Here is a 19,181-nt window from a genome sequence, read left to right as displayed (position 1 = left end):
CTATTCGCTCTGACCTAAAATAGCACCAAAACGTTTATGGATTTAATCAAAGCCATCATTATTGCCATCGTGGAAGGTTTGACGGAGTATCTTCCCGTTTCCTCCACCGCCCACATGATTTTTACCAGCTCCTTTTTCGGTATTCAGGAAGACGAGTTCGTGAAAATGTTTCAGGTATCCATCCAATTTGGAGCGATTTTGGCCGTGGTGTTTCTCTACTGGAAGAAATTTTTTGATTTCAGCAACCTTAAATTTTACATGAAATTAGCCGCCGCCGTGCTTCCGGCATTGGCTTTGGGTTATTTGTTCGACGACCTCATCGAAGAGGCCTTGGGCGATCCTGTTCCCATTGCCATCGTCCTGATTTTGGGCGGAATCGTTCTTCTTTTTATCGACCGTATTTTTACACACCCTTCCATTGAAGACGAAAAAGGAGTAACGTACAAAAAAGGAATCATCATCGGATTTTGGCAATGCTTGGCCATGATGCCGGGAATGAGCCGAAGCGCCGCCTCCATCATCGGCGGAATGCAACAAAAACTTACCCGAAAAGCCGCCGCCGAATTTTCGTTCTTTTTGGCCGTACCTACCATGCTTGCCGTAACGGTTTATTCTTTGTTTTTGAAAAAATGGGGCGAAGTCGGAGCACAACAGAAAGGATACGAAATGATTATCGCCAGCAACGACCATTTGCTGAGTTTCTTGGTAGGCAACGTCGTGGCCTTTGTAGTTGCAGTCGTTGCCATTAAGTTTTTCATCGGCGTATTAACCAAATACGGCTTCAAACCTTGGGGGTGGTACCGTATCATTGTCGGTACAGCTCTGTTGATTTATTTCACCCAATTCAAATAAATGCATTTGAAATGACGGCTGAAGATTTTCTAAACGGACAAATTCTTTTGGTGGACAAACCGCTGGACTGGACCTCCTTCCAAGCTGTAAACAAGCTAAAATACAAATTGAAAAGAGAGTTCAAACTGCCTAAAAAATTCAAAATCGGACACGCAGGAACCCTCGACCCTCGTGCGACCGGGCTTTTGATTGTCTGCACGGGAAAATTCACAAAAAAAATTCCCGAAATACAAGACGCTCCCAAAGAATACATCGCCGAAATAAAAATCGGAGTTCAAACGGAATCTTACGACACCGAAAAACCCGAAATCCATCCTCAGAACTACACCCACATCACCAAGGAAGATATTGAAAAAACACTATCGGAGTTCGTCGGAGAAATCCAACAACGTCCTCCCGTCTTTTCTGCCGTTCGGATTGACGGAGAACGCGCCTACAATTTGGCCCGAGCAGGCGAAGAAGTGGAGATGAAAAGCCGAGCCACCACCATTCATTACATCCGAGATATTGAATGCGACTTTCCTTTTGTCCGTTTTACAGTAGGCTGCTCCAAAGGCACATACATCCGCAGCTTAGCTCACGACATCGGTCAGGCTTTAAAGGTTGGCGCCTATTTGTATAATCTGAGACGAACCAAAATCGGAACCTATACTGTGGAATCGGCAAAAACCTGCTATCTGGAAAACGAGTTCCGATTTTCAGAACCCTTGGATTAATTTTTTACCGTTTTTATTCTTTCAGGTACCATTTCATCTTGACCTCGTATTCGGGTTTGGCATTGAGGTATTTCCATATTTTTTTATCGTCCGGATGGGTAATGCGATAAAAAATAATCTTATCCGCCGAATATCTAAAATACGGATGGGTTTTCAGCCAACTTTCGGGAGCCTCATTCAACCGGTATTTAGTCACCGAAGACTCGTCGAGCAACGCCGTTTTAACCAGTTGTTCCGCCAACGCCCGATCGATACCGTAAGTTTCAAAAATCTGATTTTTATTCACAAAACCACCCAACCGTTTCCGATAATTAACCAAACTCCCCGCCTCCTTACTGCCAAACCCAAATTCCACCAACTGGGCGTACGTAATCTGATTAAGATCGACTTTAGAAAAATCGGTAGCGTTTTTTTGGACTGCTCCCGAAACCGATCCTCCACCATCCTGAACGGAAGGAATTTTAATCCACGGTTTTAATTCATCAAACGTTTCAGCCGAAACCACAAAACAATTGCGCAAATCCTCGGCAGAAGAAAAGCGCCCTTTGAGTATTTTAGCTTTATAATTAAGGATAACCTTAGCCTGCGACTCGCTAAAACCCAACTCTATCCACCCCTTTTGATCCAAAGCATTGGGATCGAAAAAAGAAGCCACCCTTGGCTTCCGGGACGGCAAAGGCCGAGCAACCTCCTTCGCAGAAGTTCCATCAGACAAAGACGAAAACCTAAGAAAAGGCTTCATCTGGGCGAAATAATCTTCGCTTACGACAAAACAAGATTTTATTTGTTCCTCGTTTTCAAATCGTCCGCCAAGAGATTTTTTATATTTAAGAATCGTTTCAGCTTGCTTTTCGGAGAATCCCATCGTAATCCATTCGGCCTTGGAAAGACGGTTAGGATCGAAAGGAGCATTCAGCTTCAATCCCGACGAACGGAAAAATTTTTCCGAAGGCGCATTTGAGGAATGAAATTCCGGTAAAAGAATATACGGCTCCAGCATTTTGTATTTTTCTGCCGACAAAGCATAACACTGCTTCAATTGAGCCTTGGACGAAAACGATCCCCCAAGGCTTTTTTTGTATTTAAGAATCGTTGCCACTTGCTTTTCGGAAAACCCCAACTGTCGCCATTGGCTCTCACTCAAATCGTTAGGATCAAACTCCGAAATAAAATCGGGCGCAGAATCCTCAAGAGTCGAAATAAATTCTACAGGCTCTTGCGCAAGTTCAGTCGGAGATAAAAAAGAAGGAAGCCATTGAACAGCCAATGCCACCAATGCAATAATCGTAAGGACAGAGAGTTGTTTCCGTCTCAGCTGGTTGGGAAGTTGGGCTTTCATAACAACATGATTTCAAGGTGTAACAATTCTTCAAAAACAAAACTATTCGCCAATATACCCTTTTTAATTAAACAATCAATAATAAAATAAACAAATTATCAATTATTTAATAACAACCATTGGATTATCGCCTTTCTTAACCGCCAGCATGAAAGCCGATGTTTTTTATTTCGTCCCCAAAAATTAACCCCGCCGAAGCAAGCCTCATCTAACCCGCCGTAAACCGACGAAGAGTTTCTTCGTACATCGCTTCGTAAAGCGGAATGACATTGGTAATATCAAACCGCAACGCCTGCTGTTTAGCATTGTGCTTCATCTCCGCCAAAAGCACTTCGTTGCTTAGAAGTTTCACCGTATAATTAGCCATTGCCTCCACATTGCCAATTTCCGCCAGAAAACCGGTCTCCCCCTGGCGATTAACCTCGGAAATCCCACCCGCATTGGAACTCACCACAGGAATCCCCGCCGCCATTGCCTCCAAAGCCGCCAAACCGAAACTCTCCTGCTCCGAAGGAAGTAAAAACACATCCGACAGCTGCAAAATCCGGTACAAATCGTTCACCTTCCCAAGCAGACGAACCTTATCTATCAAATGCGGATTTTCCTCCAAAAACTGATTGATCTTCTCCATATCCGGCCCCTCGCCTATAATAATAAGCCGAGCCTTTAAATGTTGGTTAACCGTCTTAAAAATCTGAAGAACATCCTCCACCCGCTTAACCGGACGAAGATTGGACACATGAATGAGAATCTTCTCTTCAGGCAAGGCAAATTGACTCCTGCAACACGTCCCACAAGGTCTAAACGCTTCGTTATCAATAAAATTATGAATAACCTTGATCTCTTTCTTAATATTAAAAAATTTCAAAGTGTCTTTTTTAAGACTCTCGGAAACCGAAGTTACCGTATCGCTTCGATTAATGGAAAATTCCACGGCATGTTTATAGCTGGGATGCTGCCCTACCAACGTAATATCCGTCCCGTGCAGCGTCGTAACCAACGGAACATCCCGACCTTCTTCCTTAAGCATCTCCTTGGCTGTAAACGCCGCATAAGCATAAGGAATGGCATAATGCGCATGAAGCAAATCCAACTTATAAAGATTAACCACCCTATAAATCATAGACGACAACGCAATATCGTAAGGCTGATACTGAAACAAAGGGTAAGTCTGCACATTGACCTTATGAAAAAAAATGTTAGGATTAGTAATATCCAAACGTGCCGGAAGATTACTGGAGATAAAATGAACCTCATAGCCCTTATCCGCCAAGCTCATCCCCAATTCCGTGGCTACAATACCGCTTCCTCCATACGTCGGATAGCAAAGAATTCCTATTTTCATAGATTAAATTAATTAGTCATCTTGTTTTCAACAAAATCACCGAGGAGGATCCCCGCTCCAGCCTTCCACTCGCTATTAATTGATACCGGAAGTCTTCCTTTCACAGGCGTCCTGCCCAAAAGCCCTCCGGCTGCAGCCCTCATGGCATCCTCATTATTTTCGTAAGCCACCAATACCGTGGAACACTGCTCTAAATTCACATCCCGCAAAGCGTAAGGACTCCCAAAAACCGTAAGGAGCACATCGTGCTTCGCAGCCAATTGCTTTAGAACAGCCTTGCTTTCTTCCGAAATACGGTAAGACTTATAAGCCGTACTATTGTCCTTATGCACCCCCACAATAACCTTAGCCCCTTCGGGAATGGTGGAAACCTCAGACGCCGCTCTAAACACCAACCTTACCCCCTGACCCAATTGCGCCGCCAAAATCTCATGGGGAGCTTCTTCCAAAGGGACATAATAATAGGTTTCGTCTGCCTTTAGCGGCAGCATTTTTTTCTCATCTTTCAGTAAGGTCAAAGCATTGGCATAGAGTTTACGGTTAAGGACTTTATGGCTTTCGTTATTCAAATCCTTATGGATATTTTCCACCGTTCGGGGTTCGTAGCGGTCCAAGCCCAAAAAATATTTGGTCCTAAGCACTTTTTTAACGCTTTCCTCCAGTCTTTTCGGTGAAAGTTCTTTAGAATCTATCGCGGCCTGAATCAAGCGCTTCCCTTCTTTGACACCTTCTGAAAAAAGCATTAAATCATTTCCTGCCTTAAAAGCCATAGCGTCCAATTCCCCCGGACGATAGCGCTTAGCCACCGCCCCCATATTAAGCGCATCGGTAATAATCAGCCCTTTATAGCCCATTTCCTTCTTTAGTACCCCCGTAATAATGGAGGGCGAAATCGAAGCCGGAAGGTCTTTCCCCTTCTCCAAAGCCGGCACATACAAATGTGCCACCATTACTCCACCTACCCCCTGATTCCCCGAAATCAATCGACGGAAAGGCGCCAGTTCAACCGCCTGCAAGCGCGCCAACGAATGAGCAACCACAGGCAAGTCATGATGAGAATCCACCGACGTATCGCCATGCCCCGGAAAGTGCTTAATCGCCGCCAAAACCTTGTTCTGCTGCAACCCTTTCACATACGCCTCGGCGGAAAGCGTCACATTATCTACCTCCGAACCAAAACTACGATTGCCGATAATCGGATTTTCGGGATTTGTATTAACATCCACCACCGGAGCAAAATCCCAATTCACGCCCATCCTTTTGGCATCTTCCGCTATCTTCGACGCCATTTCCGTAATAAGCGCCTTATCTCTGATCGCCCCCAACGTGATTGCCCAAGGCCACTTATGCGCCGTAGCAATCCTTTGGTAAAGCCCCCATTCGGCATCCATACCCACCATCATCGGAACCCGTGAACGCTTCTGAAATTCATTGAGTAATTCAATATGCCTTACGGCATCATCCTGCATGAGAATAAGCCCTCCTATCGATTCTTCCTCCACCAACACTCGAACGTCTTCAATTGATGCTTCTCCTTTATTCGTATACAAAGCCACGATGAACAGCTGTCCCAATTTTTCATCCTGTGTCAGATTTCGGTAAGTCTTATTCACCCAACGTTTTGCCTTAAGCTCCTGCCAAAAACCAACCCCTTCAGGACGATACTGCCCCCAAGCCCAAAGCACGAAAAAAGAAAATAAAACGGAAAAACCTTTAGCCCATCGTATATTCATTGCCATAAAAAATCGTTATCTTGCACAAAAGTACAATTTTTAAAGTTTCAAAACCTTTCTATTTTTGGCATTCGTTTTGGATAATCGAAATTGTATAACCCATAAAAAGATTAACCCTAAAATTATCTGTAATATGAAAAAGTTTTTTCCCTTCATTTTGTTAGCCTCCCTAACTCTTTTTGCCGTAAGCTGCTCTGACAATAGCAGAGACACCGTTGTGGACAATGATACCTACTCCGTTGTTTACGAAGCCACGGGAACGTTTACTTCCCCGTCCTACTCTCTTGTCTACGATTTCCCGAGACGACTTTACGCTACCGACATGGTTCTCGTTTACCGACTTAAAACCGTGGAAAATGGCCAAAAAGTATGGGAAGCCCTACCAAAAACCTATTATTTGGCTGAAGGCGAAATCAATTACGAGTACGACTTCACAAGCAGTGATGTGAAAATTTATATGCAATTCACCTTAGATCCAAGCACCCGAGCAGAATACACCAACAATCAGACGTTCAGAATGCTCGTTATCCCTGCCGGCGCAGGAAAAGCCAAAGTCGATCTGAGTAATTACAACGAAGTGGTTAAATTCTACAACCTGAACGAAAATCACATCAAAACACTGAAGTAAATCCAATTAACTTCATATCCAAAATGATAAAAATCCTGCCCTTGCAAAACGGCAGGATTTTTTTAAGTGTTTCCAAAACCGTTATCTTTGTAACCAACAAAAAATAAAACAATGAGCGTACACATCAGTGCCCAAAAAGGCGAAATAGCCCAAACGGTATTACTCCCAGGCGACCCTCTAAGAGCCCAGTATATCGCCGAAAATTATCTCGAAAAGGCCAAACTGGTAAGCCAAACCCGGAACATATTCTACTACACCGGAACCTACAAAGACAAAGAAATTACAGTAGGAGCCAGCGGCATGGGAATTCCGAGCATCGGCATCTACTCGTACGAACTCTTTACCGAGTACGACGTGGAAAACATCATCCGAATAGGAACCTGCGGAGCTTATACCAGCGAACTTAACTTGTTTGACCTCATTAACGTGGAACAAGCGGCTTCAGAAAGTACCTACGCGCTGCACGCTTGGGAAATGGATGAAGAAATCCTAAAACACCAAGGCAAAATTTTCGACACCATCAATGAAGTTGCAGCCTCGGCCAACATCCAAACTGTAAAAACCAATGTCCATACCAGCGACATCTTTTACCGTAAAAGCCAAGAAATCCCCCCGATTGCGCTGAAACACCAATGCGCAGCCGTAGAAATGGAAGCCTTTGCTTTATTCGCCAACGCAAAATACACCGGAAAAAACGCAGCTACCCTACTCACCGTTTCCGATATTATCCCTACGGGTGAACATCTTTCTGCCGATGAAAGACAACGTGCATTAAGAAAAATGATGGAGCTGGCTTTGGACAGCGCATCGAAATTATAATCTCTTTTTACAAAGTATCTCGGTCATCCAAAAGATGACCGAAATATTTTTTCTTAACCTCCAAATACCCCCGGCTTTCCTCTGTAGCCTGAATCTGAATAGGCACACGGTTTCGCAAAACAATCCCGCTGTTCTCAACATAATGAAGTTTTTCGGGGTTATTGGTTAAAAGATTGATTTCCTTCACTTCCAACATTTTCAAAATCTCCACCGCCACTCCAAAATCCCGATCATCCGCAGGAAGTCCCAAATGCAAATTGGCCTCAACCGTATCCATTCCCTTTTCCTGCAAAGCGTAAGCCTTTATTTTATTGATAATCCCGATATTCCGCCCTTCCTGGCGAAGGTACACAATAAGCCCGCCATGTTGCTGAATGTAACGCATGGCCTGCTCTAACTGCTCTCCGCATTCGCACTTTTTGGAATGAAACACCTCTCCCGTAATGCATTCGGAATGAAAACGCACATTTACAGGTTGAGAAAAATCGGTATTTTCTGCTACGAGAACCAAATGAGGCATCCAATCGGAATCCGACTCCGAAAACGCCATCATGCGAAAAGAGCCAAATGCCGTAGGTACATTGGCCTCTGCTTGCTTTTTGAGCATCCTAAAAATTATTCGATAAAATTAAAACCTATTTATTTAAGTGAATCTTGGGCATGCGCCTCCAACTGAGAAAGATTACTCTTCATGCGCACCAAATAACGATTGACTACCTCATCGTCATTCACACTAAGGTACTTGCGGAGTTTTTGTATTTTTTTGTAGCTCTTCTCAATGTTTCGCATGGCTGTCTCCTGCCCCACCAAGTTGTAGGATTCCACAGCGTAAACATATTCTTTGACATGGTACTTCAGAGCTTTAACCTCCTTATTCAAAGCGCTATTCTCAAACTTAGGAAACGAAGATACAAGCGAAGTCAACTCACCGGCATAAAAAACCTGCCCCGTCTTTTCGGTAAAAGCCCTCGGCGTATAACCGGAAGCCGCCCCCTTCGATGAAGCCAAACTCTCATACACCGGAGAAAGCGTAACCTTCTCCGAAGAACAACAAGCCAAAGCCAATACTACAATTATTAAAATACTTATGCCCCTCATTATGCTTTTCCCTTACCGTAGAGAATCGGGTTCAGACTCTCGTCGTTGTACATCTTCATCTGTTTATACACCTTCATCTTAACCGTTCCGTTCTCTATCTCCTCCAAAAGCCGGTCTATGGCCTCGCCTAAATCCACTTTTTGCTCCTGCAACACTTTTAGCTTTTCCCCGCACTTAACACGGTGCGATTCTTCCGCCGATTCCCGACCAGCTTCCAAAGCCATATGGTAAATCTTAAGCGCCAAAATAGACAAACGATCCACCGCCCAAGCAGGCGTCTCGGTATTAATCCTCGCATCCTCCGAAGGAACCACCGCCTCATAACGCTGCAAAAACCAACTGTCAATATATTCTACCAAATCGGTACGCTTTTGGTTGCTGGAATCGATTCGTCTTTTGATAAGCAAAGCTTCCGAAGGATCAATATTTTCATCACGAATAATATCCTCCAAATGCCATTGAACGGTATCAATCCAGTTTTTGGAGTACAAAAGATATTCCAAACTTCCTGAAGGGTACGGATTACACTCTACCGCATCCACATCGTCCGTCTTGTGATAGTCCTCAATAGCCGCATTAAAAACCGACCAAGCCGATTGTGAAAAAGATTCCATTTTTTATTGCTTTGTTTCGCCTTCCCCTTCTTTTTTGTCTTCCTCCTTTACAGCATCTTTAAATTCTTTGATACCAGATCCTACACCTTTCATTAGTTCAGGAATCTTCTTCGCCCCAAACAAAACGATAATAATCAATAGAATAATCAGTATCTCTTTAAATCCTAACATGTCCTTTATTTTTATATATGATTGTACAAAGTTACTTCTTTTTTATTTATCTCACCCATCCTTGAGGATCTACCGGCGTCGTACCATTCCAAATCTGAAAATCCAAAGTATAGGAACCGTCAAAATCCGCTCCAACTGTACCAATAGGCGTCCCAGCCACCACATTCTGATTAAGCGAAACCGACGTGCTCTCCAAATTCGCATAAATGGTAAAATACCCGCCATGCCGTACAATCACCGTCTTACTTCCCCCATCCACTATAATACGGGAAACCGTCCCCGGATAAATGCATTTGGCCACCGTTCCCCGAGCCACTGCAATTTTAATCCCGTTATTTTCCTCCACGATATTTTTAAAAACCGGGTGAGGCTGTCGACCAAAACGATGGGTGATAGTCCCATAAGCCGGCATGGAAAGATTCCCCCGATTGCTGGCAAAATTACCGCTGGCTGATGCACCAACCCCATAAGCCGACATCACCTTAGCCTCCACAACTTTTTTCTCATCCTCCTTCTTCTTGGTCAGTTCGGCTTCCGCCGCCCTGGCCACCGCCGCCTTCTCAGCCGCCTTAGCGGCCTTTTCAGCCGCTTCGGCCGCTTCCTTGGCTGCCGCCAAACGTCGGGCCTCGGCTTTCTCAGCCTCCGCTGCTTTCCGCGCATCTTCTTCTCGTCTCGCCTCGGCCGCAGCCGCCATTCTCGCTTTTTCAGCTTCTTCTGCCGCTTTTCTATCGGCTATTTCTTTCAGCTTTCGCGCGTCTTCCTCTGCCTTTTTCTTAGCCGCTTCCGCCGCCGCTATACGAGCTTTATTTTCCGCTTCGATTCGAGCCTTTTCCCGCTCCGCAGCAATCCTCGCTTGTCTTTCTTTTTCTTCACGAACTTTTCGTTCCGCTTCCTCCTTCGCCTTCGCCAAACGCATTTCCTCAGCAATAATTGCCCGTATACGAGCTTCCAATGCCTTAGACTCCGCTTGCTTCTGGCTCAGCTCCGCCGTAAGCTTTTGCTCGTTCTTTTTAAATTCCGCCAAAAGAACCTCCTTCTGTTTGCGCTCCGCTTCAATGGTAACCAAATCTTTTTTCTGAGACAACAAAATCGTCTCCTTCTCCTTAACGCTCTTCTGTCTGGATTCTATATTTTTTTGAATTTTCTCGGCAACCCCCATAATCTCGGCCGCCTTTTTATCCTGATAATCCGAATAATTTTTAAGGTACTGCACTCGACGCAAAGCCTCCCCCAAATTTCGGGACGAAAGGATAAACGTCACCTTATTCTGTACCCCCTTATTCTTGTAAGCCTTAACCAAAACCTCCGCATAATTTTTCCGCAAAACCGCCAACTCTTTCTTCTGACGATTAATCTCCAACTGTTTAAGATAAATATCGTCCTCTATGAGCCTTTTTTCCTTTTGGGTATTGTTATAAACCTTCTCCCGAAGGGCGATTTTTTTGTTCACTTCATTAAGGTAAGCCACCGAAAGCTTGGCTTCGTTTTTGGTTTTCGCCAAGTTCGCATTGATGGCCGCAATCTGCTTCTTAAGCTCGTTATTCTGTTGCTGCAATTGCGTCTTGGTTTGTGAAAAAACCACTCCGAAAGAAAGCACCGCTAAAGCGACATAGACTCTTTTCTTTATCATTTAAATCTTTGCTTTTGTATAGTTACTCGGCACAGCATAAGGCGTCTGCATCCTAGAAAAGTCAAATTTCGTATTTTCAATCAAGACCTGGCCGTTTTTGTCGCCTTTTATAATTATTTTAACACTTTTTGGGAAACGCTCGCCCCCAAACAAACCCCAGTCCTCGTACCAAACCTCCAGCGACGACGACGACCGATCTTCCTTCAAAACCACCTTGCTCAAATCCAAACCCGAGGTATATTCCATCGAAACGGTATACCCCATTGTCTTCCCATCCACCGTAATTTTTTGAGGATTAACCGAGTTCAACCGATACCCCGACCCCTGCGTTGTCCACTGAAAATCAGATTCATTCACCGGAACAAACACCCGCCCCGTCAAAAGGTTCTGAAGCGAAGAATAATCAATAAAGTTAACATTCAACAAGCGGTTAAGGTACGCATAATCCGAATCCAAATAAGTTCTGTTCCATTTTTCATACCCCTGAATACCCTGAGGCGTAGCCACTCCCCGAGCCACATTAATAAAAACCGCCGCCATATTCATCCAAATCTTTTCCCCGTTCTCGATATAAACCGTCGCCTCAATAGGCGGAACAAAACGCCCCATCTGAACGTCGATCTTGCTATTAATCTTCACCTGTTCAAACGTCGCCTTCCTTGTGATTTTCTTTATAAAATCAGCCTTCTCGTTCGTCTTAGGCTTCACCAAAGGCTCCGAAATAACCGCAGTTTTGGTTTTACAAGACCACAAAAAAAACACCGAAAACAGAATAAACACTAATTTTTTCACGTCCTTTAACTTTTAAAACAACACTGCAATATCAAAGCCAAACCACACAAAATCATTTGTGTGGCTCGGCAATAGTTCTTAACAACGTTCGGAATCAGCTCTTGGAGAAAAAATCCAAAACCGAAAAATCCCCCAAAGAAATCTCCCTAGAAACCCCATAATACTGCGCATTATTCCCTATCATCGAATTACTAAGATTCCCATGGTTAATCACCGTTTTCTCCTGAATCAAAGAGTGGTCAATATTAGAATTCACCACCTTCGTCCCGTTCCCAATGGAAACAAAAGGACCGATTTTAGAATTTTTAATCTCCACATTTTCCCCAATATAACAAGGCGGAATAATCAATGAGTTTTCAATTTTGGCCGAAACCGGAAAAGCCTCAAAAGCATCTTGCTCGTACTGCAAAATCTTCCCGTTGGTTTCTACCGTAGCATTTTTGTTGCCACAATCCATCCAATCGTCCACTTTGCCCAAAGAAAACTTAGCCCCTTTGGCTCGAAGATTCTCAAGCGCCGTAGTCAACTGGTATTCGCTGCCCTCACGGATATCATTCTCCATGATATAGTTGATTTCCGCCATCAAAGTCTCTGCCGATTTGAAGTAGTAAATCCCGATAATCGCCAAATCCGAAACAAACGTTTTAGGCTTCTCCACAAAATCGGTGATAAACCCATATTCATCAAGCTTAACCACACCAAACGCCGAAGGATCTTCCACCTTCTTCACCCAAATCACCCCATCGGAGTTCTTATCCAAATGGAAGTCCGCACGGAACAAAGTATCGGCAAAAGCCACCACCACGTCCCCCTGCATCGAAGCCTCGGCACATTTAATCGCATGCGCCGTCCCCAAAGGTTCGTCCTGTTTATATATGCTCCCTTTTGCCCCCAATTTTTCGGCAATCCGAATCAATGAAGCTTCAATCTCAGCCCCAAAATCCCCGATAATAAAAGCCACCTCCTCAATCGGCTCGCCTGCCACTTTCGCAATATCTTCCACCAACCGCTGCACAATCGGCTTCCCCGCAATAGGAATAAGAGGTTTAGGAACCGTTAATGTATGAGGCCTCAACCGAGAACCTCTTCCTGCCATAGGGACAATAATCTTCATGTTGTATTTTTCTTTTGTGTTTTTAAAATTATTTTTTCTACTAAAGTCTTTTTAAACCAAAAATCTCCGTCGCTTTTCAGCCTTCTATTTAACGAAGATCAAAACCTTACGTCTCCGTAACGGTATTGGACAAATTTAATAAAAATTTCACTCCCATACCCTCCGTCCAAAGCTCATTTTTGTCATTTTTTCCTGATTTTACTCCAAATCATCGCCTTTTCGGAGTAAAAAATCCAACCTGAAAACAACAAAAACAAAAGGTTGCCCACCCAAACATTAGCCTCAAAGCAATAATAAGACAACCAACTAAACAAACAAAGCCCCAACAGCACAAGCCCCATCTTGCCCACCCGATAAGGAATAGGGTAATACCTCTGCCCCAAAACATACGACAACATCATCATCACAAAATAAGTAACCAGCGTTATCCAAGCCGACACCATAAACCCGTATTTCCCCAAAAGTAATAGATTAGCCCCAATCGTAATGAAAGCCCCCACCCAAGAGATTAACGTCCCCACAAACGTACGATCCGTAACCTTGTACCAAGTCGAAAGGTTGTAATAAATCCCAAAGCACATATTGGCCACCACAATAATAGGAACAATGTCGGTCGCTATCCAGTAACTTTTATTCGGAACAAAAATCCCCTTCAACCAAGAAACATTTGCAATAATCCCCATCGCCACGACCGCCGAAAAAAACGTAAAATATTCCGTCACCCGGGCGTACGTCTGACGAGCATTTTTTTGATTCATCTGACGGAAGAAAAAAGGTTCAATCCCCATACGGTACGCCGTAACAAAAAGCGTCATAAGCACCGCCAATTTATACACCCCGCCGTAAGCCCCCGCATCCCCCTTAGGAATAAGGTAATACTGAATAAATTTGTCAAAATTTTCATTAAACATGAACGCCAATCCCGCCACCATGACCGGCCAGGAATAACCAATCATCCGACGAAAGAGCTCCTTATCGAAAACCCACCTCACCTTACCGATTATCGGCGCCAGCAAGAGCACTCCAAAGACGCTGCCCGCTAAATTACTGCAAAACGTATAAGATACCTTTTCGTGCATTCCCAAACGAGAGGAAACCTCCGAAGGAACCCATAAAAACAAAGCCACCACCGTCACTGTTTGAAGTAAAGACTGCGCCACCCGCACCGCAGAATACCTTATCGGACGGTTATTAAACCTAAGCCAAGCAAAGGGAATCACACAAACCGCATCGAAAAACGCAATCCAAGCAAACCAACGGACATATTCCGGGGAAGCCCCATACCCCAAGAACGAAGCAATAGGACGGAGAAAAACCAAAGTCCCCAATAAAAACAAAGCCGAAAAACCAAGCAAAAACCAAAACGAAGTATAAAACGTTTTCTGCTCGTTTCCCTTCTCCGCCGAATACCTGAAAAAAGCCGTTTCAAAGCCAAAAGTCAAAATCACGTTGACAAACGACACAAAAGCGTAAAGATTGGTAAACTGGGCAAACTCGTCGTTGTCAATAAAATGAACATAAAGCGGATGAAGAATAAAAATAATGATACGAGGCATAATGGCTCCCGCACCATAAATCAGCGTTTCGTTGAGTAACTTTTTCAAACGGTTTTATTTTTGCGCAAAGGTAAAAATAGATTTAGGACTAAAAAATCTCCTCTTCATATTTCGACAAAAAAAGAAACTCCTCCTTCAAACTTTCCCATGCTAAATCTCATCTTTCGAGCGGCCAAGGTAAAGCTTCTGAACCAAAACAATAATCACCACCAGCAGCGGCGTGGCAAGCAATACCCCGATCATCCCGCAAGTCGCCCCCAAAACAAGCTGCACAAAAAGCACCAAAGCCGGAGGAAGGCTCAACATTTTCTTCCGTATGTAAGGTCCAATAAAACCCGTTTCCAATAACTGAACCCCCATGAAAGCCAAAAACACCCATAAAGCCATCATCGGCTCCTGAAGAAGCCCCACCGCCACCATAGGCACCAAAGCGATCATCGGACCAATATTGGGGATAAAACAAAACAAAGCCGTAATAAGTGCTAAAACCAACCAATAATCCAAACCAACCAACAACAAAGCTACTGCGGTAAGACCAAACATAATAAGCATCTCCAACAACTGGGACTTCAACCATGTCTTCAGGTTGATATAAAGCGCCATAAGCACTTGTTCTCCTTTTTTCTTTGCTTCTTCCGGAAGCAAAATAACCGCTCCTTTAAAATATTCTTTCGGCGAAACCGCAAAAAACAACCCGATAAAAATAACCGCATACAAATCCCCAAAAACACCAAATGTAGACGAAAAAAACTTAGTAAAATAACGAGTTCCCGCCTGCGAATCCGAAGCTCCCTCTTCCACCTGATCCTTTACCCAACCATAAACCGTCGTTCCCTCCAATCGGGATTCCACATTCGCTTTGATTTCCGGAATCTTTTTCACAAAGTCATCTACCTCGGAATGCAACGTATCCCCCACAAGATAAAACAATCCGCCAATAAACGAAAAATAAGCCAAAACTGAAATCGTAAGCGCCAAGAGATAAGGCATCCGCACCAAACGCTGTATTTTTTTAGCCAAAGCAATAAAGAGAACCCCAACCAAAAGCCCAGCAAAAACCATCAACAAAAGATTAAACACTTCCACAAAAAGATAAGCCAACAACGAAACCGACACAAAAACTACACTAAATACCAACGACTTTTGCATCTGAGAAGAAGGTTTTCGACCCCCACTAATAAATCGACCCAACATAACTGTTCTAAAATTTTAAATCAAAATTATACAATTAACACTTATAAATCATTATTATTGAATAATTTACAAATATATTAAAAAAACAGTTTTCTTATCAACCTCTCGATTCTACCACAACGCACTCACTTTTTTTCACCTCTCTGATAAAAGCAAAATATTTCTTAAAAAAATAATCCTTCAAAAACTAATCTTTCCACCCCCAAGGTTTTTGCTCTATCCCTTCCAAAGGCACAGACAAATCGAAACTAACCGTAAAAACCCTATCGCTCCCCACCCTCCTAAGGTTATAGGTAAAAACGTTATCATCCAAAGTCATCCACCAAATATTGGTTGATGCATAAGGAATGCGTTGGGCTGTTTCGCCATCCGCCGGAAACATCTGAAGGTTTTCAAATCCCGGATTAGGATTCTCCCCGCCATACCAAGTTACTTTATCTTCTTTACCGTCTTCATGGCGATGGTCGTGCTTCAATTGGATTTGTTGTTCCTTATTTTTGGTCAATACCCAAGTTCTCGAACGGTCTTCCCCTACATAAAAAGGAATTCTTATACGATCCGTTTCGCAAGACAGCACCTGCATCACCAACCGCTTCCCCGTAAAACCATCCCCCGGCTTTCCTCCCGCCGTCAGCTTCCCCTCATAGGCCTTTCCGCAATGCTTTTCCAATTTCGACCAAAATTTTTGACTCCCCAAAAGTTCACTTTGCGCCCACACTCCAGAAGTTAAAAAGAACGCTACTAAACCAAAAAACCGATTGCTTTTCATTTTTTTGTTTTTTTCGTTTTCTCCAAAGATAACGATTTTAACCCAACCATTGCCCGCCAAAAACACTTCTGCCGTTCCCTCAATAAACAAGAAAACGGCAGAAGAACCACTCGATCAATAATCTAAAAATTTCTAAACGAGCTCTCCGTACAAATCGAATTCTTCAGCCGAAGTAATTCGAACATCTGCAAATTCGCCCACGGATAAATACGTATTTTCAGCCGAAACCAAAACCGTGTTGTCCACGTCCGGAGAATCGAACTCGGTACGCCCTACAAAGTAATTCCCTTCCTTCCGATCGAAAATACAGCGGAAAACCCTACCTATCTTCGCTTGGTTCTTCTCCCAAGAAATCTGAGACTGCAACGCCATGATTTCTTCCACACGGGCTTCCTTCACCTCCTGCGGTACATCATCCTGCAAAGCATAAGCCGTCGTATTCTCTTCGTGCGAGTACGTAAAACACCCCAAACGGTCAAAACGCTGCTCAGCCACCCAGTCTTTCAATTCCTCGAAACGCTCCTGCGTTTCACCAGGATACCCGACAATCAAGGTCGTACGCACCGCCATTTCCGGAACCTTAGCTCTGAATTTAGCCAACAAAGCATCCGTTTTTTCATGCGTTGTCCCCCGCTTCATAGACTTAAGCAACTCGGTGTTGATGTGTTGGAGCGGAATATCAATATAATTACACAACTTAGGTTCCCTCTTAATTAAATCCAAAACCTCCTCCGGAAACCCCGTAGGAAAAGCATAATGCAATCGGATCCATTCGATTCCCTCCACCTTCACCAACGCCTCCAGCAAATCTCCCAAAGCCCGTTTCTTATAAAGATCCAAACCATAGTAAGTGAGATCTTGGGCGATTAATATCAACTCTTTTGTTCCTTTTTTAGCCAATTTTTGAGCCTCCTCCACAAGTTTTTCAATCGGAGTGGACACATGCCCCCCGCGCATCAAAGGAATCGCACAAAACGAACAAGGCCGGTCGCAACCTTCCGAAATTTTAAGGTACGCATAATGCTTCGGTGTTGTTGTCAGGCGTTCGCCTACCAGCTCGTGTTTATAATCAGCGCCCAAATGCTTGAGCAACACCGGCAAATCCCTTGTTCCGAAATACTGATCCACATCAGGGATTTCTTTCAACAAATCAGGCTTATACCGCTCCGACAAACACCCCGTTACAAACACTTTCTCTACTTCGCCACGGTTTTTGGCCTCCACATAATCCAAAATGGTATTAATCGACTCCTCTTTGGCATTATCGATAAACCCACAGGTGTTAATCACCACAATATCGCCACGCTCTTGCTCGTGCACCACGTCTTTCCCGTTGGCCTTAAGCTGCCCCATCAGCACTTCGGAGTCGTAAAGATTCTTGGAACAGCCGAGCGTAACCACATTGATTTTTTTCTTTCCCGTCGATTTTGTTCTCATAACGCTAAATTTAAAAAAGAAGATTAAAAACCCGCAAATTTAGCGATAAAATCCTTGCCTCCCTTTCTTTCTTGCATTAAAAAGCATTACCCTCCGCAAATAAAACCCCTGTTTTTCAAAACCGTTTCTTTACCTTTGAATAAAAATATAAAACATCATGTTAAATTTTGAATTTAAAAATCCTACTAAAATCCTTTTTGGTAAAGGGGAAATAGAAAAAATATCAAAAGAAATTCCTCAAAATGCTAAAGTGTTGATGCTCTACGGAGGCGGAAGTATCAAGTCTAATGGAGTGTATGAGCAAGTTAAAAATGCGTTGAAAGGCTTTAATGTTTTGGAATTTGGAGGAATACCAGCCAATCCAGAATATGAGGTTTTAATGGAGGCGTTGAAAGTCATCAAATCAGAAAATATTGATTTTCTATTGGCTGTAGGTGGAGGTTCTGTTATTGATGGAACTAAATTCTTAGCTGTCGCAGCTAAATATGCAGGTGAGCCTTGGGATATTTTAACTAAAGCCATTCGTCCTGAGGAAGGCGAAGCTTTAAGTTTTGGTTCAGTGCTTACTCTACCAGCTACAGGCTCCGAAATGAACTCGGGCTATGTAATTTCTAGAAGAGAAACCGAACAAAAACTCGGTGGTGGTGGCAACGGTCTGTTCCCAAAGTTTTCGGTATTAGACCCAGAAGTGATAAGAAGTATTCCTAAAAATCAAATCGCTAATGGTATAGCAGATGCTTACACGCATGTTTTGGAGCAATATATGACTTTTCCTACCGTTGCAACGCTTCAAGAACGAATGGCAGAAAGTATCTTGGTAACGCTTCAGGAGATGGCTCCTAAGGTGCTTCAAGAGGATTTTGATTATGATTCTGCGGCTAACTATATGTGGTGTTGCACAATGGCTCTTAATGGACTGTTGCGTTTAGGTGTGGCTACCGATTGGGCGGTACACGCTATGGGACACGAGCTTACGGCTTATTTCGGTATCGACCATGCGAGAACTTTAGCGATTATAGCACCGTCTCATTACCGTTATAATTTTGAAACTAAGAAGCAAAAATTGGCTCAATATGCAGAACGGGTTTGGGGTATTTCTTCTGAAATGAACTTGGAAGAAAAAGCCCAAAAAGGGATTGAAAAAATGGAGCATTTCTTCCATTCTATAGGGATTAAAACCAAGTTGTCAGAATATACTTCGCAGTTTGAAGGCACCGCCGAGAAAGTGGAAAAAGCATTTACAGATAGAAATTGGTTAGGTTTAGGAGAACACCGCAAACTCACGCCCGAAGATGCTAAAAATATCGTAAAGATGAGTTATTGAGATAAATATGATTTTGATAAAGTATGTTATAAGGAGTAGATAATATTGCT

Annotated in this window: 19 protein-coding genes; 5 read left to right on the top strand and 14 right to left on the bottom strand. The window is 43.5% G+C overall.

From position 1 onward, the window contains the following. The first annotated feature begins 36 nt into the window (after positions 1-36). On the top strand, positions 37-852 hold the full coding sequence (locus VQ048_RS01505; protein WP_327609902.1) for an undecaprenyl-diphosphate phosphatase: 816 nt from the start codon (positions 37-39) through the stop codon (positions 850-852). An 11-nt stretch (positions 853-863) separates the two neighbouring features. Continuing rightward, a complete protein-coding gene (gene truB / locus VQ048_RS01500; RefSeq protein ID WP_327609901.1) occupies positions 864-1,568 on the top strand; it encodes a tRNA pseudouridine(55) synthase TruB in 705 nt (234 codons plus the stop codon). A 13-nt stretch (positions 1,569-1,581) separates the two neighbouring features. Here the strand turns inward: truB and VQ048_RS01495 are convergent, their stop codons facing one another. The 3 genes from VQ048_RS01495 to VQ048_RS01485 all read right to left on the bottom strand — a co-directional run bounded on the left by VQ048_RS01495 (position 1,582) and on the right by VQ048_RS01485 (position 5,991). Then, positions 1,582-2,907 (bottom strand): helix-hairpin-helix domain-containing protein, encoded by a 1,326-nt coding sequence (locus VQ048_RS01495; RefSeq protein ID WP_327609900.1) that lies wholly within the window; start codon positions 2,905-2,907, stop codon positions 1,582-1,584. Positions 2,908-3,115: 208 nt separating this feature from the next. Continuing rightward, on the bottom strand, positions 3,116-4,252 hold the full coding sequence (gene bshA, locus VQ048_RS01490; RefSeq protein ID WP_327609899.1) for an N-acetyl-alpha-D-glucosaminyl L-malate synthase BshA: 1,137 nt from the start codon (positions 4,250-4,252) through the stop codon (positions 3,116-3,118). Between the two features lie 8 nt (positions 4,253-4,260). After that, positions 4,261-5,991 (bottom strand): glycoside hydrolase family 3 protein, encoded by a 1,731-nt coding sequence (locus tag VQ048_RS01485; RefSeq protein ID WP_442872803.1) that lies wholly within the window; start codon positions 5,989-5,991, stop codon positions 4,261-4,263. 127 nt (positions 5,992-6,118) lie between these two features. On the opposite strand from VQ048_RS01485, the gene VQ048_RS01480 reads away from it, so the two are divergent. Together VQ048_RS01480 and deoD are read left to right on the top strand one after the other, a co-directional pair. Then, positions 6,119-6,613, top strand: a complete 495-nt coding sequence (locus tag VQ048_RS01480; protein WP_327609898.1) for a hypothetical protein — start codon at positions 6,119-6,121, stop codon at positions 6,611-6,613. 111 nt (positions 6,614-6,724) lie between these two features. After that, complete coding sequence (gene deoD / locus VQ048_RS01475) at positions 6,725-7,432, top strand: purine-nucleoside phosphorylase (protein WP_327609897.1); 708 nt, start codon at positions 6,725-6,727, stop codon at positions 7,430-7,432. A 7-nt stretch (positions 7,433-7,439) separates the two neighbouring features. Here deoD and ribA read toward each other — a convergent pair whose 3' ends face one another. From ribA to rimO, 11 genes are all read right to left on the bottom strand, one after another. Next, entirely contained in the window at positions 7,440-8,039 is a 600-nt protein-coding gene (gene ribA, locus VQ048_RS01470; protein WP_327609896.1) for a GTP cyclohydrolase II, read from the bottom strand. A gap of 32 nt (positions 8,040-8,071) precedes the next feature. Then, positions 8,072-8,530 (bottom strand): hypothetical protein, encoded by a 459-nt coding sequence (locus VQ048_RS01465; RefSeq protein WP_327609895.1) that lies wholly within the window; start codon positions 8,528-8,530, stop codon positions 8,072-8,074. Then, positions 8,530-9,144, bottom strand: coding sequence for a DUF4254 domain-containing protein (locus tag VQ048_RS01460; RefSeq protein WP_327609894.1), 615 nt, complete (start codon positions 9,142-9,144; stop codon positions 8,530-8,532). Before VQ048_RS01460 ends, VQ048_RS01465 begins: the two co-directional genes overlap by 1 nt. A gap of 3 nt (positions 9,145-9,147) precedes the next feature. Next, the gene (gene tatA, locus VQ048_RS01455) at positions 9,148-9,315 is read right to left on the bottom strand and encodes a twin-arginine translocase TatA/TatE family subunit (protein WP_327609893.1); all 168 of its coding nucleotides are present in this window, start codon (positions 9,313-9,315) and stop codon (positions 9,148-9,150) included. Positions 9,316-9,361: 46 nt separating this feature from the next. Then, positions 9,362-10,945 (bottom strand): murein hydrolase activator EnvC family protein, encoded by a 1,584-nt coding sequence (locus VQ048_RS01450; protein WP_327609892.1) that lies wholly within the window; start codon positions 10,943-10,945, stop codon positions 9,362-9,364. Continuing rightward, on the bottom strand, positions 10,946-11,737 hold the full coding sequence (gene lolB1, locus VQ048_RS01445) for a lipoprotein insertase outer membrane protein LolB1 (RefSeq protein ID WP_327609891.1): 792 nt from the start codon (positions 11,735-11,737) through the stop codon (positions 10,946-10,948). A gap of 94 nt (positions 11,738-11,831) precedes the next feature. Continuing rightward, on the bottom strand, positions 11,832-12,851 hold the full coding sequence (locus VQ048_RS01440) for a sugar phosphate nucleotidyltransferase (RefSeq protein WP_327609890.1): 1,020 nt from the start codon (positions 12,849-12,851) through the stop codon (positions 11,832-11,834). A gap of 182 nt (positions 12,852-13,033) precedes the next feature. Continuing rightward, positions 13,034-14,455: a lipopolysaccharide biosynthesis protein gene (locus VQ048_RS01435; RefSeq protein ID WP_327609889.1), complete on the bottom strand. Its 1,422-nt coding sequence runs from the start codon at positions 14,453-14,455 to the stop codon at positions 13,034-13,036. Between the two features lie 102 nt (positions 14,456-14,557). Beyond that, positions 14,558-15,556 (bottom strand): AI-2E family transporter, encoded by a 999-nt coding sequence (locus tag VQ048_RS01430; RefSeq protein ID WP_327609888.1) that lies wholly within the window; start codon positions 15,554-15,556, stop codon positions 14,558-14,560. A 232-nt stretch (positions 15,557-15,788) separates the two neighbouring features. Beyond that, a complete protein-coding gene (locus VQ048_RS01425) occupies positions 15,789-16,370 on the bottom strand; it encodes a hypothetical protein (protein ID WP_327609887.1) in 582 nt (193 codons plus the stop codon). Positions 16,371-16,502: 132 nt separating this feature from the next. Further along, positions 16,503-17,807 carry a 30S ribosomal protein S12 methylthiotransferase RimO gene (gene rimO, locus VQ048_RS01420; RefSeq protein WP_327609886.1) on the bottom strand — a complete coding sequence of 435 codons (1,305 nt, stop codon included), beginning with the start codon at positions 17,805-17,807 and terminating at the stop codon, positions 16,503-16,505. Between the two features lie 157 nt (positions 17,808-17,964). On the opposite strand from rimO, the gene VQ048_RS01415 reads away from it, so the two are divergent. Further along, complete coding sequence (locus VQ048_RS01415) at positions 17,965-19,131, top strand: iron-containing alcohol dehydrogenase (protein ID WP_327609885.1); 1,167 nt, start codon at positions 17,965-17,967, stop codon at positions 19,129-19,131. Positions 19,132-19,181 lie beyond the last annotated feature (50 nt).

Source organism: Bergeyella anatis, from assembly GCF_036016955.1.
In the GTDB taxonomy this organism is placed as follows: Bacteria; Bacteroidota; Bacteroidia; order Flavobacteriales; family Weeksellaceae; genus JAYWXI01.
Note: the sequence above shows the minus strand (reverse complement) of the source record. Positions and strands in the feature narration are given on the sequence as shown.